Origin of the sequence: Paraburkholderia caffeinilytica, from assembly GCF_046030355.1 — a bacterium.
GTDB classification, from domain to species: domain Bacteria; phylum Pseudomonadota; class Gammaproteobacteria; order Burkholderiales; family Burkholderiaceae; genus Paraburkholderia; species Paraburkholderia caffeinilytica_B.
The window spans coordinates 41,894-66,131 of the sequence record NZ_JAQQCQ010000034.1 but is presented as its reverse complement, the minus strand read 5'-3'; the positions used below and the strand labels follow the sequence as shown (position 1 = coordinate 66,131).

The 24,238-nt window shown below is 61.7% G+C and carries 22 protein-coding genes; 6 read left to right on the top strand and 16 right to left on the bottom strand.

Annotated features, from left to right (window positions below):
* Nucleotides 1–23: 23 nt before the first annotated feature.
* The 3 genes from PQQ95_RS33595 to PQQ95_RS33585 all read left to right on the top strand — a co-directional run bounded on the left by PQQ95_RS33595 (nucleotide 24) and on the right by PQQ95_RS33585 (nucleotide 3,317).
* On the top strand, nucleotides 24–1,064 hold the full coding sequence (locus tag PQQ95_RS33595; RefSeq protein WP_408445902.1) for a porin: 1,041 nt from the start codon (nucleotides 24–26) through the stop codon (nucleotides 1,062–1,064).
* Nucleotides 1,065–1,083: 19 nt separating this feature from the next.
* On the top strand, nucleotides 1,084–2,877 hold the full coding sequence (locus tag PQQ95_RS33590) for an LVIVD repeat-containing protein (RefSeq protein WP_408445900.1): 1,794 nt from the start codon (nucleotides 1,084–1,086) through the stop codon (nucleotides 2,875–2,877).
* A gap of 110 nt (nucleotides 2,878–2,987) precedes the next feature.
* Nucleotides 2,988–3,317 carry a c-type cytochrome gene (locus PQQ95_RS33585; RefSeq protein ID WP_408445937.1) on the top strand — a complete coding sequence of 110 codons (330 nt, stop codon included), beginning with the start codon at nucleotides 2,988–2,990 and terminating at the stop codon, nucleotides 3,315–3,317.
* A gap of 1,110 nt (nucleotides 3,318–4,427) precedes the next feature.
* Here PQQ95_RS33585 and PQQ95_RS33580 read toward each other — a convergent pair.
* The gene (locus tag PQQ95_RS33580; protein ID WP_408445897.1) at nucleotides 4,428–5,828 is read right to left on the bottom strand and encodes an amino acid permease; all 1,401 of its coding nucleotides are present in this window, start codon (nucleotides 5,826–5,828) and stop codon (nucleotides 4,428–4,430) included.
* Between PQQ95_RS33580 and PQQ95_RS33575 the strand changes: the two genes are divergently transcribed.
* A complete protein-coding gene (locus tag PQQ95_RS33575) occupies nucleotides 5,772–5,939 on the top strand; it encodes a hypothetical protein (RefSeq protein WP_408445939.1) in 168 nt (55 codons plus the stop codon). The two genes, PQQ95_RS33580 and PQQ95_RS33575, sit on opposite strands and share 57 nt — an antisense overlap.
* Before the next feature lie 17 nt (nucleotides 5,940–5,956).
* On the opposite strand, the gene kynU is transcribed toward PQQ95_RS33575, so the two are convergent.
* The 10 genes from kynU to PQQ95_RS33525 form a co-directional block, all read right to left on the bottom strand.
* Nucleotides 5,957–7,186: a kynureninase gene (gene kynU, locus PQQ95_RS33570; protein WP_408445934.1), complete on the bottom strand. Its 1,230-nt coding sequence runs from the start codon at nucleotides 7,184–7,186 to the stop codon at nucleotides 5,957–5,959.
* A gap of 56 nt (nucleotides 7,187–7,242) precedes the next feature.
* Nucleotides 7,243–8,265, bottom strand: a complete 1,023-nt coding sequence (locus tag PQQ95_RS33565; protein ID WP_408445895.1) for an amidohydrolase family protein — start codon at nucleotides 8,263–8,265, stop codon at nucleotides 7,243–7,245.
* Nucleotides 8,266–8,280: 15 nt separating this feature from the next.
* Complete coding sequence (locus PQQ95_RS33560; protein WP_408445892.1) at nucleotides 8,281–8,805, bottom strand: 3-hydroxyanthranilate 3,4-dioxygenase; 525 nt, start codon at nucleotides 8,803–8,805, stop codon at nucleotides 8,281–8,283.
* Between the two features lie 32 nt (nucleotides 8,806–8,837).
* The gene (locus PQQ95_RS33555; RefSeq protein WP_408445890.1) at nucleotides 8,838–9,269 is read right to left on the bottom strand and encodes a RidA family protein; all 432 of its coding nucleotides are present in this window, start codon (nucleotides 9,267–9,269) and stop codon (nucleotides 8,838–8,840) included.
* On the bottom strand, nucleotides 9,266–10,039 hold the full coding sequence (locus tag PQQ95_RS33550; RefSeq protein ID WP_408445888.1) for a 2-keto-4-pentenoate hydratase: 774 nt from the start codon (nucleotides 10,037–10,039) through the stop codon (nucleotides 9,266–9,268). The genes PQQ95_RS33555 and PQQ95_RS33550 overlap by 4 nt, the downstream gene beginning before the upstream one ends.
* Nucleotides 10,036–11,079, bottom strand: a complete 1,044-nt coding sequence (dmpG, locus tag PQQ95_RS33545; RefSeq protein ID WP_408445885.1) for a 4-hydroxy-2-oxovalerate aldolase — start codon at nucleotides 11,077–11,079, stop codon at nucleotides 10,036–10,038. Before dmpG ends, PQQ95_RS33550 begins: the two co-directional genes overlap by 4 nt.
* 13 nt (nucleotides 11,080–11,092) lie before the next feature.
* Nucleotides 11,093–12,037: an acetaldehyde dehydrogenase (acetylating) gene (locus PQQ95_RS33540; protein ID WP_408445882.1), complete on the bottom strand. Its 945-nt coding sequence runs from the start codon at nucleotides 12,035–12,037 to the stop codon at nucleotides 11,093–11,095.
* A gap of 11 nt (nucleotides 12,038–12,048) precedes the next feature.
* Nucleotides 12,049–12,870, bottom strand: coding sequence for a 2-keto-4-pentenoate hydratase (locus tag PQQ95_RS33535; protein WP_408445879.1), 822 nt, complete (start codon nucleotides 12,868–12,870; stop codon nucleotides 12,049–12,051).
* Nucleotides 12,867–14,357, bottom strand: coding sequence for a 2-hydroxymuconic semialdehyde dehydrogenase (locus tag PQQ95_RS33530; protein WP_408445877.1), 1,491 nt, complete (start codon nucleotides 14,355–14,357; stop codon nucleotides 12,867–12,869). The genes PQQ95_RS33535 and PQQ95_RS33530 overlap by 4 nt, the downstream gene beginning before the upstream one ends.
* A gap of 85 nt (nucleotides 14,358–14,442) precedes the next feature.
* A complete protein-coding gene (locus tag PQQ95_RS33525) occupies nucleotides 14,443–15,426 on the bottom strand; it encodes a LysR family transcriptional regulator (protein ID WP_408445874.1) in 984 nt (327 codons plus the stop codon).
* A gap of 204 nt (nucleotides 15,427–15,630) precedes the next feature.
* Here PQQ95_RS33525 and PQQ95_RS33520 point away from each other — a divergent pair, with 204 nt between their 5' ends.
* Nucleotides 15,631–15,792 carry a DUF1328 domain-containing protein gene (locus tag PQQ95_RS33520; RefSeq protein ID WP_035551387.1) on the top strand — a complete coding sequence of 54 codons (162 nt, stop codon included), beginning with the start codon at nucleotides 15,631–15,633 and terminating at the stop codon, nucleotides 15,790–15,792.
* 204 nt (nucleotides 15,793–15,996) lie between these two features.
* Here PQQ95_RS33520 and PQQ95_RS33515 read toward each other — a convergent pair whose 3' ends face one another.
* Nucleotides 15,997–16,920, bottom strand: a complete 924-nt coding sequence (locus tag PQQ95_RS33515; RefSeq protein WP_408445871.1) for a LysR substrate-binding domain-containing protein — start codon at nucleotides 16,918–16,920, stop codon at nucleotides 15,997–15,999.
* An 81-nt stretch (nucleotides 16,921–17,001) separates the two neighbouring features.
* Between PQQ95_RS33515 and PQQ95_RS33510 the strand changes: the two genes are divergently transcribed.
* Nucleotides 17,002–17,892 (top strand): EamA family transporter, encoded by an 891-nt coding sequence (locus tag PQQ95_RS33510; RefSeq protein WP_408445868.1) that lies wholly within the window; start codon nucleotides 17,002–17,004, stop codon nucleotides 17,890–17,892.
* Between the two features lie 39 nt (nucleotides 17,893–17,931).
* Here the strand turns inward: PQQ95_RS33510 and rfbC are convergent, their stop codons facing one another.
* From rfbC to PQQ95_RS33490, 4 genes are all read right to left on the bottom strand, one after another.
* Complete coding sequence (rfbC, locus tag PQQ95_RS33505; RefSeq protein WP_408445866.1) at nucleotides 17,932–18,483, bottom strand: dTDP-4-dehydrorhamnose 3,5-epimerase; 552 nt, start codon at nucleotides 18,481–18,483, stop codon at nucleotides 17,932–17,934.
* A gap of 126 nt (nucleotides 18,484–18,609) precedes the next feature.
* Nucleotides 18,610–19,605, bottom strand: a complete 996-nt coding sequence (locus PQQ95_RS33500) for a GlxA family transcriptional regulator (RefSeq protein WP_408445864.1) — start codon at nucleotides 19,603–19,605, stop codon at nucleotides 18,610–18,612.
* A gap of 845 nt (nucleotides 19,606–20,450) precedes the next feature.
* The gene (locus PQQ95_RS33495) at nucleotides 20,451–23,654 is read right to left on the bottom strand and encodes a multidrug efflux RND transporter permease subunit (protein WP_408445861.1); all 3,204 of its coding nucleotides are present in this window, start codon (nucleotides 23,652–23,654) and stop codon (nucleotides 20,451–20,453) included.
* Nucleotides 23,655–23,667: 13 nt separating this feature from the next.
* Nucleotides 23,668–24,216 carry a GNAT family N-acetyltransferase gene (locus PQQ95_RS33490; protein WP_408445859.1) on the bottom strand — a complete coding sequence of 183 codons (549 nt, stop codon included), beginning with the start codon at nucleotides 24,214–24,216 and terminating at the stop codon, nucleotides 23,668–23,670.
* Nucleotides 24,217–24,238 lie beyond the last annotated feature (22 nt).

Below are 24,238 nucleotides of genomic sequence, written 5' to 3'. Positions count from 1 at the left end.
ACAACGACCTGTTTGGAGATTGAATGAAAAAGAAAGCACTCATGTCAGGCGCCATCATGCTCGCATGTGCCGGGGCACACGCTCAGTCGAGCGTTTGGCTGTCGGGTTATGTCGACCTGAACATCGAACATCTGATTTCTTCCGGCTCCGGCGGAAACATGACCCGCATGTCGAGCGGCGGCCTGAACAACTCGCGCTTCAACTTGAGCGGCGTGGAAGATCTGGGCGGTGGCAACAAGGCCGTGTTCACGGTCGAGCCGATGTTCTCCGCGAACACCGGCGTGCAGTCGACGCAATTTCGCCAGTCGTTCGTGGGCCTGAAAGGCAACTGGGGTGAAGTGACGATGGGACGGCAATTCACGCCGTCGTACTGGATTGCCGGCTACGCCGATCCGAGCTGGGCCGCCGACTTCAGTATGGTCAACAACATGGAATTCTTCTACGCATCGTATCGCGTGGATAACGCGATCCAGTACAAGACGCCGACGTTCTACGGCTTCACCGGCCGGATCATGGCGACGACCGGCGTGGGCGACAGCACCCGTGCGGGGCGCTTCCTGAGCACCAGCATCGACTACCGGCATGGGCCGATTTTCCTCGGCGCCGTGAGCGAGTTGCAGTACACGCGCGATATCTTCAAGTCGTCGCAGATCCACTCGTCGCGCGACAACTATTTCGCCGCCGTCTATAAGTTCGGCGGCTTCGAACCGACGCTGATCTATCACACGTACAACGGCTACTACGCGTATCCGCCGTATGTCGCGTTCAATTCGCAGGGTTGGGATGCACAGATCGGCGCGCGCTGGAATATCGACGGACGCAATCGCGTGTATGCCAGCATCGTGCATCGTCACGACGACAACAACACGAGCATTTCCAGCGCCACCGGCGGCGTGATCGGCTACATCTATGGTTTGTCGAAACGGACCGACCTGTATGCCACTTTCGCTCACGTGAAGAGCCAGCACGATGTGCCGGTCGCCTACCCTGTGACGTTCCAGGAATATCCAAACGGCGGACAGAATCCGAGCGGCTTCCAGTTCGGGATACGTCACGCGTTCTAATAGAAAAAGGAGGAAGCCCATGCTTCGCAAACGCAATCTGCAATCCACTCTCGCAACAAGCGTCCTGTTGACGTTCATGTCCGCAGCGGCGTGTGCAGCCACCGAAAACGCGCCAGCTGCAGCAGCATCGGACAGCGCGGCCTCCGCCGCGCAAGCGACGCCTGGGACGCCGAATGTCAAGGACCCCTATCTCGCTCAGTGGCTGCGCCTCACACCCGACCGCCGTCCTGCCCCGCTTAAGCCGGGTGTCGACTACGGCATGGACCCGGCAACGGGCCAGTTCGTGTGGCCGAAGGCCACCCCCGAAGTCCACCAGGGCCAGCATTTCCCCGGTGAAATGACCACGTGGGACAAGAAGAGCTATGCCAAGGACGTCAAGGTTCTGGCCTTCTATCCGCTCGTCGATTCGCCCTTCCACGCCTGGAACAATATTGCCGACTTCGACGGACGCCGTTACCTGTACATCCACGATCGCGACTATTTGCGAATCATGGACGTCACCGATCCCGCCAACGGCAAGGTCGTGTTTTCGGAAGGCGGCACGTGGGGGCCCAAGGGACCGACCGAGAAGTTCGATCCGAACAACGTGCATGACTACCTGGGCGGCGCCACCATTGTGTGGAGCAAGAAGCTCGGCAAGCCGGTGCTCGTCGCCTCGTTCGAAATCGGCCGCTACGGCCTGATGACCGACAAGAGCGAGCAGCCTGACAAGGTCGAAGCACAGCGCCACTACAACTCGCTCAAGGGCTTCAAGGTCTTTGAAATGGACGGCCCGCTGCCGAGCCAATGGAAGCTGATCGCCACGCGTACGACCGACTACAAGCATCCCGATGCGCCGATCGGTCAGCAGCAAGGTTCGGGTTCGCTCGATGCGCCTGAATATTACGGCGGCAAGTACATGATCCTGTCGGCTGCACCGGACGACAGCTACGGTTTGACCGAGTACCCGAACTATCTGTATTCACCGGGCTACCAGGTCTGGGACATGTCGGATCCCGCTGATCCGAAGTTCGTCTCGCAGATCTCGGTGCCGGGACAGAAACTCGGCAATGAAGCCGACGAACAGGCTTATCTGACGAACCCACGCGCCGGCAATCGCACGTCATGGATGGGTTCGCGAATTCCAATCTTCCTGCCGAAACCGTTGGAACAAGGCGGCAAGATCGGCTTCGGTGCGATGGGCGGTCTCGGTCTCTATTCGTTCGACCTGTCCAACCCGGCGAAGCCGAAAGTACTCGGCAATGTGAATACCGCGCCGAGTTTTGCGGGCACCGAATACGACAATGCCGACGTCAGCCAGTACGAACGCACGGGATTCGTACTGACCAGCGGGTATCCGATGAACCGCGATTGCTACGAGCCCTACAAGGATATCTTTGTCGTCGACGCGCGCGATCCATCGCATCTGAAGGTCGCGGGCAAACTGCCGCAGCCGACGCCGCCTGAAGGCGCACCGTTCACGAGCTTCTGCCAACGTGGCGGCAACTTCGGACCGAAGCGTTCGAATGCGATCGGCCAGCCGGGCGGCTCGCGTCAGGGTGTGATTCCGTATTCGTTCTATAACGCCGGCGTGCAGATTTTCGACGTTCGCAATCCTGAGAAGCCGACGATTGCCGGGTACTTCGTGCCGGCGCTGGCGGACGAAAGCGAGTTGCCGAGTTATACGCTCGGCAAGGGTGTGCTGGCGATTTACACCGAGTACGACCGCAACATCATTTGGGCCTTTACGGAGAATGGGGCGTATGCGTTGTCGACGCCGCTGTTGGGCAAGCCGGTGATTGGCGCACCGGCCAAGCCGTGGCCGCCGCGGTGAGGTAGTTTGGTTTCTTCATTTTTCATGTTGATTTGTTGAGCGCTTTGCCCTGCCGGCGGTTTTCGTCGGCGGGGTTTTTTGTTTTTTACCGGGGTGAAATTGTGAGAAGGATGGTTTTGGTTGCTGTGCTGGCTGGGAGTTTGTGTGGGCATTCTTTTGCTGCGGCGCCGGGGGATGGCGTTGCTGCTGGTGGGGGGTCTATTAGTGCTAGCGAGCAGACTTGCCGCGCTTGTCATTCGATTGATACGACCAAGGTCGGGCCGCCTTTTCGGGCTATCGCCGAGCGGTATCGAGGGGATTCGGATGCGGTTGCGAAGCTTAAGAAGAGTATGTTGGAGGGGAGTTCGGGGAAGTGGAATACCGGGGCTCAGATGCCGCCTAATGCGATTTCGGCCGCTGACGCGGAGAGGTTTGCTGGGTGGATTTTGGGGATTAAATAAGGGCGGTTTTTGCCTTTTGGCGGCGGTGTTAGGTTTGGTTAGTATGTCTGATTTTGTTTGCCTGCGTGGCCGCTTGCTGGTTGTTTGCCTAGGGCGTTGGCCTTTCCTTGTTTTCTTATTGGTCTATTAGCGTCGCCCCTGTGCGGGGCAGGCACCTACTTTTCTTTGCCTGCTGCAAAGAAAAGTAGGCAAAAGAAAGCAGCTCACACCGCTAATGCTAAGCGGGAACAGTGGTCCGCTGCGGGTAGTGGTGCATCTGGAATCCGTGCTCTCGCACATTCGGCACTGGTGACAAAGGACTCGTCAGCTCCCACTCCGCACTGCGTGCGTCGCGGAGGGGTCTGCATGGGAAACCATGGGGCTTCGGTTCAGTTCGTGGGAGCCGTCGGCTTCGCCTCGGCGACGCACTTCTGCACTCCCCTGGAAATCCCAATTCAAACGATACACCGGTGTACTCCAATCACCGTCTAAGACTAGAACCCCGGCCACGATTTTGGCCTTGGCCTTGGCCTTGGCCTTGGCCTTGGCCTTGGCCTTGGCCTTGGCCTTGGCCTTGATCCTGATCCGGGTGCGGGTGCGGGTGCGGGTGCGGGTGCGGGTGCGGGTGCGGGTGCGGGTGCGGGTGCGGGTGCGGGTGCGGGTCTTGGTTCAAGTTCCGATTCAAGTCCCAGTCCCAGTCCCAGTCCCAGTCCCAGTCCCAGTCCCAGCCACAGCCACAGTTGCAGTTGCAGTTGCAGTTGCAGTTGCAATCGTGGCTGCCGTGCAATAACGGGCCACGGTTCGGTGGCGAGATGTGAGCGCGGAAACGCGGTGATTGGTTTTATGAAGTACGCTTCGGCGCGCGCAGCGTCGCCGGAAGTATGACGCCTTTGTCACTAGCGCCGAATGTGCGAGAGCACGGATTCCAGATGCACCACTACCGTAACTGCGCGGGGGACCCGCTTATGCGCTAGCGGTGTGAGCCGCTTTCTCTTGCTTACTTCTCTTTGCGGCGGCAAAGAGAAGTAAGTGCCCGCCCCGCACAGGGGCGACGCTAATAAACCACTAACAATTCAAGGAAAGGCCAACACCCCAAGCAACCAACCAAACAACGCCAAAGGCAAAAAACCATCACACCATCTCAACCCGAGCCACTTCCCCACCCCTCCCCCTATACCAAACAAAATAAACACCCAGCAACAAAACAACAAACGGCACCCCAATCACCAGCGTCATCCGAAACTCCCGGGTAAACCACGTAGTAACAAGCGCACCCACCATCAGCCCTGCGCCAAGCAGAGAAGTACCCGGAAACCCCCACATCCTGAACGCCAGCGGCAACCCCTTATGCCTATGGCGAAAAAAGAAGTGCGTAACAAAAATCATCAGCCACGTGAACATGGCCCCAAACATGGAAACCGACATCATCAACACAAACGAAGCATCCGGATAAACCACATTCAGCACAGTAGCCAACGCAATGCCAATCGTCGAAAGCCACAGCGCAGCAACCGGCACGCCCTTCCGGTTCAAAGCCCCAAGGCGCCGCGGCGCATACCCCGCACGAGACAAACTGAACATCATCCGCGTCGTGATATAGAGCTGGCTATTCATCGCCGACAACGCCGCCACCAGAATCACAAAATTAATCACGCCGGCGGCCCCCGGCACATGCGTCGCCGCCATCACCCGCACAAACGGACTCTCATCCGTACCCGCGGCGTTCCACGGCACGATCGCCAGCATCAATGCCAACGTCAGCAGATAAAAGAACACCAGCCGGAACATCGTCGCGCGAAATGCCTGCGTAATCGCCTTCTGCGGATCGCGTGCCTCGCCCGCCGCCACCGCAATCATCTCAATGCTCAAATAACTGAAAATCGATACGATCACCGCAACCCACATACCCCACACGCCCTTCGGAAAAAAGCCACCATGTGACGTGTAATTGGCAAAACCAATTCCCGAGTTCGCGGGCGCACCGAACACCACATAGGCGCCGAGCAGGATGAAACCGACAATCGCCACGATCTTCAACATCGAGAACACATACTCGACGGCGCCGAATACCTTCACGCTCACCGAGTTAACGCCGATCAGCGCCGCAGAAAAACCGACGATCCAGTACCACCCAGGCACCGCGGGAAACCAATACTTCATGTACACGGCAATCGCCGTCACCTCGGTGCCAACCGCAAACACAATCGACGACCAGTACGCATAGCGCACCAGAAATCCCGCCCACGGCGCAATGTAGTGCTCGGCATAGGCGCCGAACGATCCCGACGTCGGATGCGCCACGGTCATCTCGGCGAGACAGCCCATCAACAGCAGCGCGATCAACGCGCCAATCGCGTAACTCACCAGCACGCTCGGGCCGGCAAAGCCGATGGCGAATCCGCTGCCGAGAAAAAGGCCGGTGCCGATCGCGCCGCCAATCGCAATCATCGATAATTGCCCCGTCGATAAGCCACGGTGCAATCCCTTCTCGCGTTCGACAATCGTGTCGAAGCCTCGCTGCTCTTGCGTCATCTTTGCGTCTCCTCCTGGAATGCGGTTGCGTGCGTGGACGCAACCGCCAATACCATGCTGTCGTATTACCTGTATTGCTCGAATCGCGGCACGTGTCTTTTTACTGCGTGATCATCGTGTCGACGTGCTCACGTCACCGATTTTCGCGCCTTGAACTCGTCGGTATTCCATGCATCCGTCGCGATGATGTCCTTGAGCTGGGCGATGGTGTCCCAGATATCCACGTAGCGCACATACAGGGGCGCAAAACCGAAACGCAGAATATCCGGCGCGCGGAAGTCGCCGATCACGTTGCGTGCAATCAGCGCCTGCATGATCGCGTAGCCTTCCGCATGACCCAGCGACACCTGACTGCCGCGCTGCGCGGCGTCGCGCGGCGACGCGAGCGTGCAACCGAGGCCCTTCAGTTCCTGATCGGTCAGCTCGATAAACAGATTGCCGAGCGCCACGCTCTTGTCACGCAGCACGTCGAGATCGACACCGTCGAATGCTTCCAGCGCACTCTCCAGGGCGATCACGCCGAGTTGCGGCGCGGTGCCGGTCAACATGCGGTCGATGCCCGGGTGCGGTGCGTAGTCGTGGGTAAATTCGAACGGCTTGGAGTGGCCGTGCCAACCCGTCAGCGGTTGACGCACCGCTTCGATATGGCGCGACGCGACGAACACGAAAGCCGGTGCGCCCGGGCCGCCGTTCAGATACTTGTAGCCGCAACCCACCGCAAAGTCGGCGTCGCAGTGATTCAGACTCACCGGCATCGCGCCCGCCGAGTGACACAGATCCCACACGATCAATGCGCCGGCTTCATGCGCCTGGCGCGTCACCGCTTCCATGTCGTAGCGTTTGCCGGTTTTGTAGTTGACGTGTGTGAGCGATACGATCGCCACCGTATCGTCGATCGCCGCGACAATGTCGTCCGGATCGACACAGCGCAACTCGCAACCGGTCATCTCGGCAACGCTCGAGGCGATATACACGTCAGTCGGAAAATTGGTTCGTTCGGCAAGAATCACGTTGCGGCCCGGGCGCATACGCGTGGCCGCCACCAGCACCTTGAAAAGATTCACCGAGGTCGAGTCGGCAACGATCACTTCGTCCTGACCCGCTCCGATCAACCTGGCAATCTTGTTGCCGGTGCGCTGCGGCGCCGGATACCAGTCAGCGTCATTCCATGAACGGATCAAACCGTGCGCCCATTCCTGCTTCAGCGCCCGTTCAATACGCGTGGGCACATTGGCAGGCATCGCACCCAGCGAGTTGCCGTCGAGGTAAATCGTGTCGGCAGGCAGATCGAAGCGCGCGCGGCAGTGGGCCAAGGTGTCGGCAGCGTCGAGCGCGGCGCAGTGTTCCCGGGTGATCATCTGGTTCATTCCCTGTTTGTTCTGATTGCAAATGCAAAATCTGTGACGTGTATTGCTTAAGCGGCGTGCGCCATTGTCGTGGGCAAATCGAAGAAGCGCTGAGCGTTCGCGCCGAGGATCTTCGCCTTGGCCGTATCGCTCAGTTGCGGATGATGGGCGACCAGGCCGCCGATCTTTTGCTCGCCGAGCGGGAACGGATAGTCGGAACCGAGCAGCACGTGGTCCTCGCCCATCGTGTCGACCAGCAGGCGCAACGCGCCCTGGTCGAACACCGCACTATCCACGTAGAAGCGGTCGAGATACGACGCTGGCGGATTGGGGCAATCCTCGCGCACGATGTCGCGTTGCTCCCACGCGTTCTGCACGCGGCCGAGCAGGAAGGCGAAGCTGCCGCCGCCATGCGCGAAGCACAGTTTCAGCGACTTCGGAATCCGCTCGAACGCGCCTGACAAAATCAACGACACCATGCTCAATTGCGTTTCCGCCGGCATCGCGACGAGCCACGGCAGCATCCATTTCTTCATGCGGCCATCGGTCATCATGTCCCACGGATGGACGAGCACCGGAATGCCGTCGTTCGCGCAATGCGTGAGAAACGTGACAAGGTGTTCGTCGTCGAGATCGCGTGGGCCAAGGTGATTGCCGATCTGCACGCCGCGATGCCCCGCGCGATGGGCACGCGTCGCCTCGCGGCATGCGAGGTCGATGTCCTGCAGCGGCACTTGCGCCAGCGCCATCAAGCGATCCGGCGCATACGCGCAAAGGTCGAGGGCGCGGTCATTCATCCGCACTGCCCAGTCATGTGCGGCGGCCGCGTCGTTGCGATAGCCGAACATCACGGGGGTCGCGCACATCAACTGGATGTCGACGCCCAGCGCATCCATTTCTGCAATACGTGTGGCCGGATCCCACAGCGCGCGATACACCGGGCGAAAGTTCTTCTCGCCGGTCATGATCATGCCGTGCTCGCCGTCCGCGTCGATCCTGAGCCAGGGCGCGTGTTCCGCGTCGAGGCGCGCGGCCTCTTCCCGCGCAATGGGCGGGAAGAAGTGGGAATGCATGTCGATTCGAAGTGTCATTGTGATTCGGTTTGTTTAGACGGCCTTGCCGGGATGGACATGTCCGCAATGCGCGCAGCGACGCTTGTCTTCAGAGGCATAGAACGCATTGAAAAGCGGCGGCAAATCGCTGACGATGCTTTTCAGCTGTACCTCGACGCGGTAGACAAGATGGCCGCAGTCGTCGCAGTACCACTCGAAGCCGTCCACCACCCCTTGTGGACGTTGCCGCTCGATCACGAGGCAGACGCTGCCTGCTTCCGGCCGCTGCGGCGAATGGCGCACATGCGGCGGTAGCAAGAACACATCGCCTTCCTTCAGATCGACGCGCTCACGCTTGCCGTCGATCCACAGATTCAAATACGCATTGCCGCGCAGCTGGTAGAAAAATTCCTCGAGCGGATCGTCGTGATAATCGGTACGGTGGTTCGGGCCACCCACCACCGTGACAATGAAATCGCTGTCCTGCCACACCTGTTGATTGCCGACCGGCGGTTTCAGCAGATGCGCGTGATCGTCGATCCAGCGCTGGAAATTGAACGGTTTGCCGTACGTAAGCATGGCTGTCTCTATCGTTGGTTTTCTACGCGTGTCTATTTTTTCGGTGCGTACGCAATCGCTTTCATCTCGATCAGCAGATGCGGATGGGGCAATTGATGGACGGCAACCGTCGTGCGCGTCGGACCGGTTTCATCGAAATACTCGCCGTACACGGCGTTGTAGCCGCCGAAGTCGTTCATGTTGACGAGAAACGACGAGATCTCGACGAGGTTCGACAGGTCCGCGCCTTCACTCTGAAGAATATCGCGAATGTTCTCGATCACTACACGCGTTTGCTCGCGAATGTCGAGTTGCACGGTGCCAAGCTCATCGGCGAAGGCGCCCGCAATCGTATTGTCCGGACGGCGCGAACTGGTGCCGGAGACGAACAGAAAGTCTCCCGCACGCGTCACATGCGGAAAACGGCCACGCGGTTTGGCCTTGCCGGGCACGACGCGCCCTTGAACGGTCGGTTCGTTGGTCATGAGAGTCGATAAGTAGTGAATTCGGTGCTGCCGAGGCCGTTGACGACGCAATGTACGTGCGCATCGACAGGCAACGGATGAGCAGCGGTGGCGGCGCCCGCCATGATCAGCGAGCCGGCCGGCAATATCAGGCCGCTTTGCGAAACCAGACGTGAAGCCTGCACGATCGAGCGCAACGGATCGCCGAGAATCGCGGCCGTTGACCCGGCCTGCACGATACGGCCGTTTATTCGCATCGTCACACCCGCGTTGCGCAGGCCGTCGAAGCTTCTGGTCCACGGACCGATCACGAGCCCGGCCGACGAACAGTTATCGGCAACCACGTCCTCGAGGGTGAATTTGAAATCGCGGTAGCGCGAATCGATGATTTCCATCGCCGGCGCCACCGCTTCCAGATAGCGCGACGCCTCCAGCATCGTCAACGGCCGGTCGATCTCACGGCTCGTGAGAAAGCAGACTTCCGGCTCGACCCGCGGGTGGATAAAGCGATCGAGCGCGACGCGGCCGCCGTCTTCATCGAGCATCGCATCGGTCAGCCAGCCCCAGATCAGGCTGTCGACACCCATCTGGATCATCTTCGCGCGGCTCGTAAAGCCGAGCTTCACGCCGACCATGCTCTCGCCGCGATGAATGCGCCGCTCGATCGAGGCGCGCTGAATCTCGTAGGCATCGTCCAGCGAAAACGGCGTGGACGTGGTGAGTTGCGCGATCGGCTCGGCGTGGCGCGCGGCGTCGTCGAGACGTTCCGCCATAGCGTCGAGGTCGATCATGCGGCCTCCTTCTGCGCGAGTTCGCGCGCCTTGAGCATATCCAGCGCGACATCCACGATCATGTCTTCCTGGCCGCCGACCATGCGGCGCTTGCCGAGCTCGACCATAATGTCGAACGCCGACAAGCCGTATTTGGCCGCGGCCGCTTCCGTATGACGCAGAAAGCTCGAATACACGCCGGCATAGCCGAGCGCAAGCGTTTCACGATCCACGCGCACCGGGCGCTCCTGCAACGGACGCACGATATCTTCCGCGGCATCGATCAGTTTCTTCACGTCGCAACCGTGATTGAGCCGCATGCGGTCCACCGCGGCAATGAACACTTCGAGCGGCGCATTGCCCGCGCCCGCGCCCATGCCGGTCAGCGATGCATCGATACGATCGCAACCATGTTCGAGCGCGACCACGGAATTCGCCACACCCAGCGACAGATTGTGATGCGCGTGCATCCCCGTTTGCGTCGCGGGATCGAGCACCGCCTTGAATGCATCGAAACGCTCGGCGACGTCACGCATATTCAGCGCGCCGCCGGAATCGACCACATACACGCATTGCGCGCCGTAGCTTTCCATCAGCTTGGCCTGCTTCGCCAGCGCATCCGGCGTGGTCATGTGCGACATCATCAGGAAGCCGACCGTATCCATGCCAAGCGAGCGCGCGTATTCGATGTGCTGCTTCGAAATATCCGCTTCGGTGCAGTGCGTAGCGATCCGCACGACGCGCGCGCCGGCATCATAAGCCGCCCGCAAATCGTGGACGGTGCCGATGCCGGGCAGCAACAGCGTGGCGACTTGTGCGCGCGTTACCGTGCCCGCCACCGCTTCGATCCATTCGAGATCGGTGTGCGCGCCGAAACCATAGTTGAAGCTCGACCCCGACAGACCGTCGCCGTGGGCCACCTCGATACTGTCGACGCCGGCTTCATCCAGCGCTCGCGCGATGGCCACGGCGTTGTCCAACGAGTACTGATGGCGGATCGCGTGCATGCCGTCGCGCAGCGTGACGTCCGACACATAGATTTTCTTGTTGCTATCGGTCATTGCGTCTTTCCTCTCACGCTGCCACGCGGCTTGCCGCGATCTGCTCGGCCGCGGCGAGCGCCGCCGAGGTCATGATGTCCAGATTCCCCGCATACGAAGGCAAGTAGTGCGCGGCGCCCTCCACTTCGAGGAACACGCTCACCTTCAGGCCGGCGCGACGCTCATTCGCATGCAAGGCAAGCGGATTTGCCGAGGTATAGCGGTCGAACTGCACGGCCTGCTTCAAACGATAACCGGGCACATAGCTCGCGACCGCGGCGACCATCGCGTGAATCGAGCTTTCGATTTCGTCGGTATCGGCGTCTTCTTCGGTCAGGCAGTAGACGGTGTCACGCATCATCAGCGGCGGCTCGGCCGGATTCAGCACGATAATCGCCTTGCCGCGCGCCGCCCCGCCGACGGTTTCGATCGCCTTCGACGTGGTCTCGGTAAATTCGTCGATATTGGCGCGCGTGCCCGGACCCGCCGAACGGCTCGCGATCGACGCGACGATTTCGGCGTAACGCACCGGCGCCACGCGCGACACGGCATGGACGATCGGAATGGTCGCCTGACCGCCGCACGTGACCATGTTCAGGTTGGGCGCGTCGAGATGTGCAAACAGATTCACCACCGGCACCACGAACGGCCCGATCGCGGCCGGCGTCAGATCGATCACCGTGACACCATGTTCGCGCAATACCGCCGCATGGCGATGATGCGCGCCGGCGGAGGTCGCGTCGAACGCAATGCGGATATCGCCGAAGTTCGGCATGTTCACGAGGCCATCGATCCCCTCTGCCGTAGTCGGCACACCGAGCCGTTCGGCGCGCGCCAAACCATCCGAAGCCGGATCGATGCCGACCATCGCGCCCATTTCCAGGTGCTTCGCATTACGCAGCACCTTGATCATCAGATCGGTGCCGATGTTGCCGGAGCCGATGATGGCGACGGCCTGCTTGTCTTGCTTATCGTGCATGGCGTTCCCGGTCATGATACGAATTCAGAAAGATGCGCAAAACTCGCGCTCACGGAGCCGAGTCCTTCGATATGGGCGGTGAAGACGTCGCCCGCATTTACGCTGACCATCGGCCCGAGCGCGCCGGTGAGCACAATGTCGCCCGCCTTCAGCGGCGCACCGACACGCGTCATCGTATTGGCGAGCCATACGGCCGCATGGAGCGGATTGCCGAGACACGCCGCGCCCGCGCCGACACTCACCTGATCGCCGCGCCGCTCCATCACCATGCCGCAGTGGATGGCGTCGAAAGCGTCGAGTTTGACGGGACGATTGCCGAGCACGAACAGACCGCTCGACGCGTTGTCGGCCACGGTGTCCGTCAAGCGGATATCCCAGTTGGCAATCCGGCTGCCGACAATCTCGATAGCGGGCAACGCATACGCTGTTGCGCCGATCAGATCGGCAATGGTATGGCGTTCGTGCGGCAGATCGCGAGCGAGCACCAGGGCGATTTCCGCTTCCACTTTGGCTTGCTGCGTGCGCGACATCGCGATCTCTTCACCGTCGGCAATCGACATATCGTCGAACAACATGCCGAAATCCGGTTGATCGACGCCGAGTTGCGCCTGCACCGCTTTCGACGTGAGGCCGATCTTGCGGCCCACCAGCCGGCGGCCCGCCGCCAGCTTGCGTTCGGTGTTCAGACGCTGCACCGCGTAAGCGGCCTCGAGCGCATCGCGGCCAAGCTCCGCGATGGCTGCGCGCACCGGCACGGCCGGCGTGCCGTTCTGTTGTGCCTGCCAGAGCGTGTCGGCGATTTGCCGCGCGGCATTCAGGTCGATTCCGCTCATGCGATCCTCACGCAAACGTTAGTCAACTCCGAATAGAAATCGAGCGAATGACGCCCGCCTTCACGACCGATGCCCGAGAGCTTGGTGCCGCCGAACGGTGTACGCAGATCGCGCACGAACCAGGCGTTGACCCAAACGATGCCGGTTTCGATCTGCCGCGCCACGCGATGGCCACGCGAGAGTTGTGTCGTCCAGATGCTCGCGGCGAGGCCGTAGGCGCTGTCATTTACACGGCCGATCACTTCATCTTCGCTATCGAACGGTGCAATGTGGCAGACAGGTCCGAAGATTTCTTCCTTGACGCAGCGTGCCGAGTCGGTCAGGCCGGTCCAGATCGTCGGCATCACGAATGCGCCCTGGTCGCGCTCGTCGCCGAATTGCGGAACGTTGCCGCCGGTCACGACGGTGGCGCCCTCTTCCACCGCCAGGCGGAAATACGACAGCACCTTCTCACGATGACCGCGCGAGATCAGCGGACCCATCGTGGTAGCGGGATCGTGAGGCGCGCCGACCTGGAGTGCCTCGGTCTTTTCCTTCAACGCGGCAACGAAGCGTTCGAAGATCGGCCGCTCGACATACACGCGTTCGCTGCACAGACAAACCTGCCCGGCGTTCGTGAAGCTCGACTTCAGCACGCCGGCGACGGCCGCGTCGAAGTCCGCATCGGCGAACACCACCGCGGCGTTCTTGCCGCCGAGTTCGAACGAGATTTCCTTCACGCCGTCGGCAACGGTCTTCATGATCGTGCTGCCGGTACGCGATTCGCCGGTGAACGTGATCGCGCTGATGTCCGGATGACGCGTGAGGAATTCGCCGGCCGCATTCGGCCCATGACCGTGGATCAGATTGAAGACGCCGGGCGGCAGGCCGATGTCGTGCATGACTTCGGCGAGCAGCGTGGCTGAGCTGGGCGTTTCTTCCGACGGCTTGGCGACGACGCAGTTACCCATTGCGAGGGCCGGCGCGACTTTCCACGTGAATAGCAGCAGCGGCAGATTCCACGGCGAGATGATGCCGACCACGCCGAGCGGCTTGCGCGTGACGTAGTTGATCAGTTCGCTGCCATCGGCTGCATGCGTTTCGAAGAACTCGCTATTCGCGGTACGGATGAGGTCCGCGAAGGTGCGGAAGTTCGCGATGCCGCGGGCGATGTCGAGCTTGCGAGCCTGCTCGAGTGGGCGGCCGGTGTCGGCCACTTCCGCCGCGACGAAATCGTCGAACCGGGCTTCGATGCCGTCAGCGATCTTATGGAGCCAGTCGGCACGTTCAGCCGGTTTGGTCGTGCGCCAGCCGGCGCGTTGCGCGGCGCTTGCAGCGCGGACGGCGGCGTCGACGGTGGCCGCGTCCGCTTCGCAGACTTGCGCGAGTTCGCGGCCGTCGACAGGGCTGATGTTAGGGAAGGTGGTCGCGGTCGCAATGAATTCGCCGTTGATGTAATGGCGAAGTAATGGCTGAGCGCGTTGCGCGGCGGCCGAGGTGAAAGTCACGACGTCTCCTGCTCGATTGAGGTGTTGGCAGGAGTCTAAAGGGGGGCCTCACGAGGCGATAATCAAAGATTGGGCGGTGGGTATGCTAAAGGGGAATACCAGAAGGGTTGGACGTGTTTTGCACCGCAACCGCCTCCCGCAAACACTCGACAAAAGCCTGGCACGCCGCACTCAACTCCTTATGCGAGCGCACTGAAAATCCAACCGTCCCGAACGCCCCGCTCTCGGGCAAATCCAGAATCCGCAACAGCCCCGCATCTTCGAACTGCTGCGCCGCCACCCGCGGCATCAACGCGATTCGCGGCGTATCGAGCAGCAACCCAATGTTCGTCAATAGCGACAACGACTCCACGATATCCGTCGGCAACGGCAACCCCGCGGCCCGAAACAGATGCTCCGCCGAAAGCCGCGCCGGCGAATCAGGTGTCGGCAGAATCCATGGCGAACCGACCAGCTCCGACAGATGCGTCACGCCGGCCGGCGCAGGCCCATAGCCTTTGCCGACCACCACGCACAACGACTCGTCGAACAACGCCTCGTGCGTCAACGGGAAAGCACTCGCAATCGGCAACTCACGCTCAGGCAAACGCCCGACGACGATATCGAGGTCGCCCGTGGCGAGCGCCGGAAACAGATGCGCTGTGGTGCCCTCGCGCACGGTCACCAGGACGTTTGGCGTACGCGCTTTCAACATAGCGATCGCGGCCGGCAACAGCCGCGCCGACGCGGAAATGAGTGTGCCGACGATCACATGGCCGCTGGTGCCGAGGCGGAAGTCGTTGAGTTCGTCAGTCATATAGCGCAACTCCGCCATCAACGACTTGACCCGCCGCCCCAGCATCAGGCCCAGCTCAGTCGGCACGACGCCGCGATTCGAGCGCGCAAACAGTGCGCCGTCGAAACACGATTCGAGTTCGTGGATGACCTTGGTGACGGCCGGTTGCGTCAAGCGCATTTCGTTGGCTGCCCGCACGACGGAACGCGTTTCCAGCACGCGTTCGAAGATCATCAGCTGATTGAGTTTCAGCTTGCGGATCAGGGAAATCTCGCTAAGAGGATTGTGTTGCATGGCAGGCGTGACCGGAAATCGACGATCCGCGATGGTACCAGCACCCAATCGACTGGCCGATTAGGGGCACCCCGTGTTGGACCTCCGCTGGGCACACCTATTGCTCCACATCGCTAGCCGGCAAAAGACTCGTCAAAGCACGCAGTGCCCACGACGATTAGCCGTTTTTAACTTCGATCCAGCAATCCATCGGTGGGAGGCCCCATGCTTCGATACGCTGTAATCTTCTTCATCATCGCGATCATCGCCGCGGTATTCGGCTTCGGCGGCATTGCCGCAGGCGCAACGGAAATCGCCAAGGTCCTGTTCTTCATCTTCGTGGTGATCTTCCTCGTCACCCTGCTGATGGGCGTGATGCGACGCTGACCTCCCCATCGACCCAGTAAGCGAAGCAACACCCGCCCCGGTGCGAGGATCCGCAGTTCATTGCAATACTTGCCGCACGGTATTGCAATAGTTGCTGCCCGCACCGGGGTTTTATCGCCAGCCCGCCGCCTCGCGCATTGCGCGTAAATGTGTCGTCTCCACCGTTTAATCCCCACACGTGCAAACCGGTGGCTCGCACGCACGCTAACTCGCCGGTACCCCAAGCGGCTCGTTTTCCCGCAAGCCCAGGTGCAACTCCTCGCAGAGGAACGTCTGCAAGGTCTGCACGGCGGCCGCCTGCGCACCGGAGACCGGGCGCATGAAAAGACCGAAATCGGCGGTCGGCGCATCCGGCAAACCATCGGCCTGGCCGAGTACGCGCATCGACTCCGAGCGGATATTGCCGTCGAGCAAAACCGACACACCGAGCCCCGCTTCCACGGCCGACTGCACCGCCGGCAAGCTGGTGCTGGTGCACACGATGCGCCACGCAATCCCCGCGCGCCGCAGCGCCGTCAATACCTGCTGCTGCCACAGACACGCGCCGCCGAACGCCACCACCGGCAACGCCACGTCACCGTCACGGCTAAATCCGCGCGCGCCGACCCAGAACAGCGGCTGCGTCCAGGTCAACAGCGGCGCCGCCTCGACCAGTGCGGGGTCGCCCACCACCACGTCGAGGCCACCGTCAGCAAGGCGGTTCGACAACGCGGGACTGGTATCGACGACGATCTCCAGCGCCACCTGCGGATAAGCGATCGAAAAGCGCCGCAGCGCGCGCGGCAACCGGCCCACCGCGATGTCTTCCAGCATGCCGAGCCGTACCGTGCCGGACACCTGCCCCGCACTCAACGCCCGCCGCGCATCGGCGCCCGCGCCGAGGATCGTATGCGCGAACGGCAGCAGCAAATGCCCTGCCTCGGTGAGTTGCACGCCACGCGGCGAGCGGTCGAGCAAACGCTGCCCCAGTTCTTCTTCGAGCCGGCGCAATTGCATGCTCACCGCCGCCTGAGTGCGCGCGAGGCGGGCCGCCGCCACACCCACGGCGCCGGTTTCCGCAACGGTGACGAATGCGCGCAGGAGACTGCTGTCGAGATCCCGGGTCATCACGTTTTCTGAAGTAGCCATAAGAAATATCAACTTATCTTAATACCGCTCGCACCGATAAGATAGCTTCCACTCCATCCGAAGAACGGCAATAAGGCCAAGATGCAGGACACCACCATCAAATCAGCGCTGAAGCCCGCGCCAACCCCCGTGAAGCCCGCCAGTGCGGCGGCCGGCGCAGCGCTGCTGTGCGTGCTGTCGATGTCGAGCGTGCAATTCGGGGCCGCACTTTCCGCGCCGACGATGGCTGAGTACGGTTCGCTCAGCACCACCTGGTTGCGTCTTTGCTGGGCGGCCGTGGTGCTTGCGTTGCTGGTGCGCCCGCGTTTCTTCTCCTACTCGCGCTCGCATTGGCTCGCGGCCGGTGCGTTGGGCTCGGCGATGGCCGGCATGACGCTGTGCTTCTTCGCGGCGCTTCAGCGGATTCCATTGGGGCTCGCCGTCGCGATCGATTTCCTCGGACCACTCGCTGTGGCGACCTTCGCGGTACGCCGCGCGCGCGCCTTACTGTGGCCGGCCCTGGCGATTGCCGGCGTGCTGCTGCTTTCGCGCGATCGCGCGGGCTGGATCGGCGAACCGTTCGGCGTGCTGCTCGCGTTCGGCGCCGCGCTCGGCTGGGGTAGCTATATCGTGCTGATGAAAAAGACCGGCACGGTGTTCGCCGGCCTGGAAGGATTGTCGGTGTCGTTGATCGCTGCGGCGCTGGTTGCCACGCCGTTTGGCTTTGCGCAAAGCGGCCTGCACCTCGCCGCAGGACAGATCGCCGCAACCGCGGGCCTCGCGCTGCTGGTTCCGTTGCTGCCCTACGCGCTGGAAATGGTGGCGTTACGGCACATGCCGGCCGCATCGTTTGGGATCCTGATGAGTGTCGAACCCGCAATCGGCGCACTGGCCGGCTTCGTGGTTCTGCATCAACCGATGGGCGTTTTGCAGATCGCCGGCACGCTGCTGGTGGTCGCCGCGAGCGTGGGCGCCGTGGTGGCGGCACGCTGAATGGCGCTGAATGGCGCTAAACCCCTGCGCGCGCAGCGCTCAGGAAATGTTTTCCGCTTCGTAAAGACGCCGGCCCGCCGCGTCCTTCGGGCCGAGGATCGGCTCGATTTCGATCGGCCACTCGATGCCGATATCGGGATCGTTCCACAAGATGCAGCGTTCGAGTTCGGGGAACCAGTATTCGGTGGTCTTCCACAGGCATTCGGCGACGTCGGACAGCACGACGAACCCGTGCGCGAAGCCCGGCGGCACCCACACCTGCCGATGATTGTCCGCGCTCAGGTGTGTGCCGGTCCACTTACCGAAGTTCGGCGAGTTGAGCCGCACGTCCACGGCGACGTCGAATACTTCCCCCACCGCCACGCGCACAAGCCGGCCTTGCGGCCGCTGCACCTGATAGTGCAAGCCGCGCAACACGCCCCGCACCGCCCGCAAATGACGGTCTTGCACGAAATTGAAACCGTGCGAGACGTCGTCGGTAAACTCATCCGCGCTGAAGCTCTCGAAGCAGAAGCCGAATTCGTCGCAAAACACCTCAGGCTCGATGAGTTTTACCTCCGGCAATGCTGTCGCCATTACCTTGTTGCCCATCGCTACTGTGCTCGTAAGAAGCCTGCCAGGAGAAAACACCGCCGCTGCGCTCACCGTTGCGCATGCGCCCTTCCGTGCCGGGTTGCACCGTCTGCACGGCGCCTGCCCGGACTTACGGCCCGGTTGTTACGCCTCGGTCGCCACCCTGCTGCGCGCGCGATATTCGGTGGGCGACAGCGCCATACGCTTGCGGAATATCTTCGCGAGGCGATCGCCGTTGCCGGTGCCGCTGCGGCGCGCGATCTTGTCGACCGGCAATTCGGTTTCGGTCAGGAAGTTGCAGGCGATACGTAACCGCACCTGCAACAGATAGTCAGAAGGCGTGACCTGCATTTCATGCTTGAAGCGCCGCAGAAAATTGCGCTCGCTCATCGCCGCTACCTGCGCCGCGTCGGCAACCGACACCGGACGATCGCAATTCGCCTCCATCCAGCGCGCGGCGGCACGGATTTTCTCCGCGACACTGAGCGTGCCGCCTTCCGCCGGCAGCGGCACCCAGGTCGCAGCCATGCCCGGCATCACCCGGTCGGCGACGCTGCGCGCGAGTTCCGCGCCAAGATCGCGCTTGATGAACATCAGCGCGCTGCGCGCGCAGTCGTTACGGTCGTTGGCGGCGCTGCGCGCTGCATCCGTCGCGGCGCTGCCGAGATAGCGGTTCACCTGCAGGCCGTCATGCTCCGCGGGACCCGCTGCTTCCAGCACGAGACGGCCCTCGCCGATCGTCTCGATCGCACGGGTTCGCGTTTGCACCGAGCGCAACCAGCCCAGCAACCGTTCGTCGAGGGCGGCTTCGTGTGCGCCGTAGCCGCCTGCGATGAACAGCACGTCGAAACCGCTGCCATACCGTGTGTCGATACGGTCGGTCCAGATCCGGGCCGATGAAGAACTCGCGACGCTGCCGCCGCCCATCGACAGAAACTGCACTTCATAAGGCGGCTCCTCGCCGGCCCGCGAACCCGAGAGTTCGTTGGCGGTCTGGAACATTTCAACCACCGTGCCGGGCCCGAGCAGCCAGAAGCCGTCGAACAGCAACACGCCGATTCGCCGTGCTGCACTGCGCACGTTCAGCATCGGCGTGTGTAACCAGGTAACCCTCGCAGTATCCATGTGCATGTGCGGCATGATCTTTCCCCAAACTGTCGTACGTTGTGGACCCCGCTGTCCCGTCGTCCGGCTGATATGGTCGAATTTAATCCCGGCGGGCAAAGCCGCCGGCAACGCCACTTAACGGATTAAGCGTGATGTTAGCCGAATGCCGCGCTACAGTAAATTTCAAAAATAAATCCACATCAAGAAATTCAATGTATGAAGAAAACTATTATTTTTTGTTTCATATAACTGTCTTCATTTGACCCGGAATAGCGACAGGCCATGGCGGCCTGCCCACCGCACGAAGACAGCAAAGCATATACGCACTCGCTCTATAGCCTTTCCCTCCGGCCCACCGGCTTGCCGTGACTGGCCTGATTCACGACGGTGATTCGCCACAATCACAGACAGAATTGTTTCAAACATGAAATCCAAACCTCGCAAATAATGAACACTCAATCAGGCTTTTATTCGCAAATCGGAAATTTATCCACAGTGCCAATGTGGTGTACCGCCCATTTATCGAAATATTCAGAATTAAGCATTCCGAGACTCTATTTTCACTGGTCCGAAAATGTTTCTATATTGAAACATCCGGCTTCTTTTAATATGATCAAATGCGTTTGTTGCCGGCCGCTATGCCGACAAAACATCAGATAATTCCGTGCTGCAGCGCAAATCGTGCCAGGTAATTTCTAGCCGCCGGCGCTGCCTGGGCCAACAACAGACCCGTGCACGAAGAGAGAAGGTGTTTGCCGGCTCAACCGGCAACATCGAGTTTGCGACGCCGTTTTTTGTTGTGGAAAAACGTCGTGTCTGGACTTCTGGAAACGGGAACGTCGCCACGCAACGTTCCCGTTGTCCCACTCCTCCGTGGTTTACGGCGACTCCATGCTTCGCTCGGCAAGCGCCTGCGCGTCCGTCGCCGAACTCCGCTCACGCCGCTTGCGCTTCAGTTCGGCGAGCCGCCGTCTCCCATAAGTGAACGAGGCAACCGCATGAAACGCGACCGGCGCGAACACGAGGCCGAACAGCGTGGCCGCCAGCACCCCGCCGAACACGCCGGTGCCGATCGAACGACGGCTTTCGGCGCCCGCGCCGCTCGACACGACCAACGGCACGACACCCAGCAGAAACGCTGCCGAGGTCATCACGATCGGCCGGAAGCGCGCGGCGGCTGCTTCGGTCACCGCACGCGTCAACGGCAAGCCCCGGCGATACAGATCACGGGCGAACTGCACGATCAGAATCGCGTTTTTCGCCGCGAGGCCGATGACCGTAATCATGCCGACCTTGAAGTACACGTCGTTTGGCATGCCCCGCAGCAACATTGCGGCGACTGCGCCGATCACGCCGAGCGGCACAACCATCAGCACGGCAAGCGGGATCGTCCAGCTTTCGTACAACGCAGCCAGCGCCATGAACACGGCCAGCAGCGACAAGCCGATCAGCAACGGCGTGAGCTGCGCCGCCGCGGTTTCTTCACGCGCCGCGTCGACCCAGTCATACGAGACCCCGAGCGGCAACGAAGCAGCAAGCCGCTCCATCTCCGCCATCGCCGCGCCCGAACTGTAGCCGGGCGCCGCGTGGCCGCTCACGTCGAGCGACGGATAGCCGTTGTAACGGGTCAGCATCACCGGGCCGATGCTCCAATGGCGTGACGCAATCGCGGACAACGGCACCATGCCGCCGGTCGAGTTCGGCACGCCGAGCGTCATCAGATCGTCCTCGGTCATCCGCGTGGCGGCGTCGGCGGAGATCATCACGCGGCGCATCCGGCCACCGGCAGGAAAGTCGTCGATATACAGCGATCCGAAGGTGCTGCCCAGCACGTCGGCAATGCGGTCGAACGGCACGCCGAGCGCGTACGCTTTCGCACGATCGATGATGAGCTCGACGCGCGGCGCATCCGGCAGATCCTCCGAACGCACCGAAGCCAGCACCGGGCTCGCCTTGGCCTGCGCGAACAGTTGCTCGCGCGCTGCCTTCAGCGCGTCCAGCCCGACTCCGCCGCGATCTTCGAGCCGGAACACAAAGCCGTCCGAATGCCCGAGCCCCGGCACGGAAGGCGGCAATTGCGCCTCCACACTACCGTCGAGAATCTTGTCGAACTTCTCGTTGAGCCGGTCGCGCAACACCATCGCATCCGTGTCGCGCTTGCCCCAGTCTTTCAGTTCGACGAAACCCATCGCCACGTTCTGGCCGCTGCCGCTGAAACTCCAGCCAATCACACTGGTGACGTGCGCGACCGCGGGCTCGGCGTGGAGGATTTTTTCCATTCGCTGGACCACCGCGAGCGTACGCGCCTGTGTCGCGCCGGCCGGCAGTTGCACCATCACCTGCAGTTGGCCTTCGTCTTCGCTCGGCAAAAAACCACCGGGCATTTGCCAGTAGAGCGCGGCGCACGCGCCGACCAGCACCGCATAGATTGCCAGCATCGGGCCGATTCGGCGCAGCGTACGCGCGGTCAACCCGCGATAGCCACGCGCGGCCCGATCGAAACCGGACGTGAAACGGCTGGCGGCTCGCGCCGCGAAACCGAGCAGGCCGCGCCGGGCGTCGCGTTGACTCACCGGGTGCTTGTGCGCTTTCAGCAGGTTCGCGCACAGCGCGGGCGTCAACGATAAAGCCATGAACGACGACACCAGCATCGACGCGATCATCGACACCGCGAATTGCCGGTAAATACCGCCGACACCGCCCGGGAAGAACGCCATTGGCACGAACACGGCCGTCAGCACCGCGGTCACGCCGACGATCGCGCTGCCGATCTGCGACATCGCTTTGCGCGTGGCCTCACGCGGCGGCAAACCTTCTTCTTCCATCACGCGATGCACGCTCTCCACCACCACGATCGCATCGTCGACGAGAATCCCGATGGCCAGCACGAGGCCGAACATCGTGAACACATTGATCGACAGGCCGCAGGCGTACATTGCAAGAAACGCGCCCATCAGCGTGACCGGAATCACCACCGTCGGCACCAGCGTGTAGCGCAGATCGCGCAGGAACAGCCACATCACGAAGAACACCAGCACCACCGCTTCCGCCAGCGTGACGAGCACCTCGCGAATCGCGATCTTCACGAAATGCGCGTTGTCGAACGGAATCTCGACGGCGACGCCCGGCGGCAAACCTTTCGATAGTTCGGCAAGCCGCGCGCGGATCGCGTTGGACGTCTCGAGCGCATTGCCGCGCGGCCCGAGTTGGATACCGACAGTCGCCGCGGCCTTGCCGTTCAGGCGCGAGTAGTACGAGTAATTGTCGCGCCCCAGTTCAACCCGCGCGACGTCCCGCAGGCGCACCGCCGAGCCGTCGGGCAGCGCCTTGAGCACGATCTGCCCGAATTCGGCGGGCGAGATCAGTTGTCCTTTCACGCTCACCGAGGCCGTCAATTGCTGTCCTGGAACGAACGGCGCGTCGCCCAGCGTGCCGGCCGTTACGGTGGCGTTCTGCGCGGCGACCGCGGCGTTCACTTCGGCGGCGCCGAGGTTGTACTCACGCAGCTTCATCGGATCGAGCCAGATGCGCAGCGCCTCGTCCGCGTCCCACAGCTCAGCCGCGCCCACGCCCGGGGCGCGCTTCAATTCGCGCAACACGTAACGGCTCAGATAGTCGCTCAATTGCACGGAATCACGCGAGCCGTCCGTGGAGGTCAGCGCGACCAGCATCAAAAACGTATTGGCCGCCTTGAACACGCTGATGCCCTGTTGCACGACCTGTTGCGGCAAGCGCGGCTCGACCTGCTTGAGACGGTTCTGGATATCGACCAGCGCGAGATCCGGATTGGTGCCCGGCGCAAAGGTCGCGTCGATCTCCAGATTGCCGAGGTTGTCGCTGGTCGTTTCGTAGTACAGCATGTTGTCGGCGCCATCGAGGCTCTCCTCGATGATGCTGCCGACGTTGGCATCGACCACTTCAGTGGCCGCCCCCGGATAGGTGGCGCTGATCACAATGCGCGGCGGCGCAAGACGTGGATACTGCGCCACCGGCAGTTGCGGAATGGCCAGCGCGCCCGCCACGACAATGGCGAGCGCAACGATCCATGCGAAGACCGGACGGTCGATGAAAAAAAATGGCACGCAAAAAATCCGTTCAGATTGTCTGGAGACGCGGCGCGTCAACGAGGCGGGCCATATGCAGCACGTCGGCCAGTACGCCGTCGCGCAGGCCAAAACCGCGCGAGCGGCCTTCTTCGACAAAGCCGAACTTGCGATACAGCGCGATTGCCGGCGCGTTGTCGCAAAACACCGTGAGGTCGATGCGGCGCAAACCGAGCGACGCGTCCGCGCAGTCGACCAGCCCTTGCAGCAGCGCTGAGCCGACACCGCGCCCATGATACCTGTCGTGGACGGCCACGCCTAAATGCGCGCAATGCGCGCGGCTGGGCCGGTGAATGTCCAATCCGGCGTGGCCGACCACCTGCCCCCCAATGGTCGCGCACACGTTCACGCCGCTTTTGAGGCGCCGTTCGTACCACGCCTTGAGCTGTTCAGGGCTGCGGTAGCCGACCGACAGCGTGCCGCGCCGCACGCCGGGCAGGCTCATGATATCGGCGAACGCGTCCATGTCGGACGATTCGAGCGCTCGAACCGTAATGCGGTTGTCGAGCGCGGCGTCGCTCTGCAACGTTTCTTCTTTCATGATCGGGTTCCGTTGCGAGGGT

Coding starts and splice junctions, on each gene's coding strand:
- dmpG (WP_408445885.1), bottom strand. CDS start 11,079: ATGACCGATAGCAACAAGAAAATCTATGTGTCGGACGTCACGCTGCGC.
- PQQ95_RS33510 (WP_408445868.1), top strand. CDS start 17,002: ATGCAGGACACCACCATCAAATCAGCGCTGAAGCCCGCGCCAACCCCC.
- PQQ95_RS33515 (WP_408445871.1), bottom strand. CDS start 16,920: ATGGCTACTTCAGAAAACGTGATGACCCGGGATCTCGACAGCAGTCTC.
- PQQ95_RS33595 (WP_408445902.1), top strand. CDS start 24: ATGAAAAAGAAAGCACTCATGTCAGGCGCCATCATGCTCGCATGTGCC.
- PQQ95_RS33490 (WP_408445859.1), bottom strand. CDS start 24,216: ATGAAAGAAGAAACGTTGCAGAGCGACGCCGCGCTCGACAACCGCATT.
- PQQ95_RS33535 (WP_408445879.1), bottom strand. CDS start 12,870: ATGAGCGGAATCGACCTGAATGCCGCGCGGCAAATCGCCGACACGCTC.
- kynU (WP_408445934.1), bottom strand. CDS start 7,186: ATGATCACCCGGGAACACTGCGCCGCGCTCGACGCTGCCGACACCTTG.
- PQQ95_RS33580 (WP_408445897.1), bottom strand. CDS start 5,828: ATGACGCAAGAGCAGCGAGGCTTCGACACGATTGTCGAACGCGAGAAG.
- PQQ95_RS33590 (WP_408445900.1), top strand. CDS start 1,084: ATGCTTCGCAAACGCAATCTGCAATCCACTCTCGCAACAAGCGTCCTG.
- PQQ95_RS33540 (WP_408445882.1), bottom strand. CDS start 12,037: ATGCACGATAAGCAAGACAAGCAGGCCGTCGCCATCATCGGCTCCGGC.
- PQQ95_RS33550 (WP_408445888.1), bottom strand. CDS start 10,039: ATGATCGACCTCGACGCTATGGCGGAACGTCTCGACGACGCCGCGCGC.
- PQQ95_RS33500 (WP_408445864.1), bottom strand. CDS start 19,605: ATGCCGCACATGCACATGGATACTGCGAGGGTTACCTGGTTACACACG.
- PQQ95_RS33585 (WP_408445937.1), top strand. CDS start 2,988: ATGGTTTTGGTTGCTGTGCTGGCTGGGAGTTTGTGTGGGCATTCTTTT.
- PQQ95_RS33565 (WP_408445895.1), bottom strand. CDS start 8,265: ATGACACTTCGAATCGACATGCATTCCCACTTCTTCCCGCCCATTGCG.
- PQQ95_RS33520 (WP_035551387.1), top strand. CDS start 15,631: ATGCTTCGATACGCTGTAATCTTCTTCATCATCGCGATCATCGCCGCG.
- rfbC (WP_408445866.1), bottom strand. CDS start 18,483: ATGGGCAACAAGGTAATGGCGACAGCATTGCCGGAGGTAAAACTCATC.
- PQQ95_RS33560 (WP_408445892.1), bottom strand. CDS start 8,805: ATGCTTACGTACGGCAAACCGTTCAATTTCCAGCGCTGGATCGACGAT.
- PQQ95_RS33525 (WP_408445874.1), bottom strand. CDS start 15,426: ATGCAACACAATCCTCTTAGCGAGATTTCCCTGATCCGCAAGCTGAAA.
- PQQ95_RS33555 (WP_408445890.1), bottom strand. CDS start 9,269: ATGACCAACGAACCGACCGTTCAAGGGCGCGTCGTGCCCGGCAAGGCC.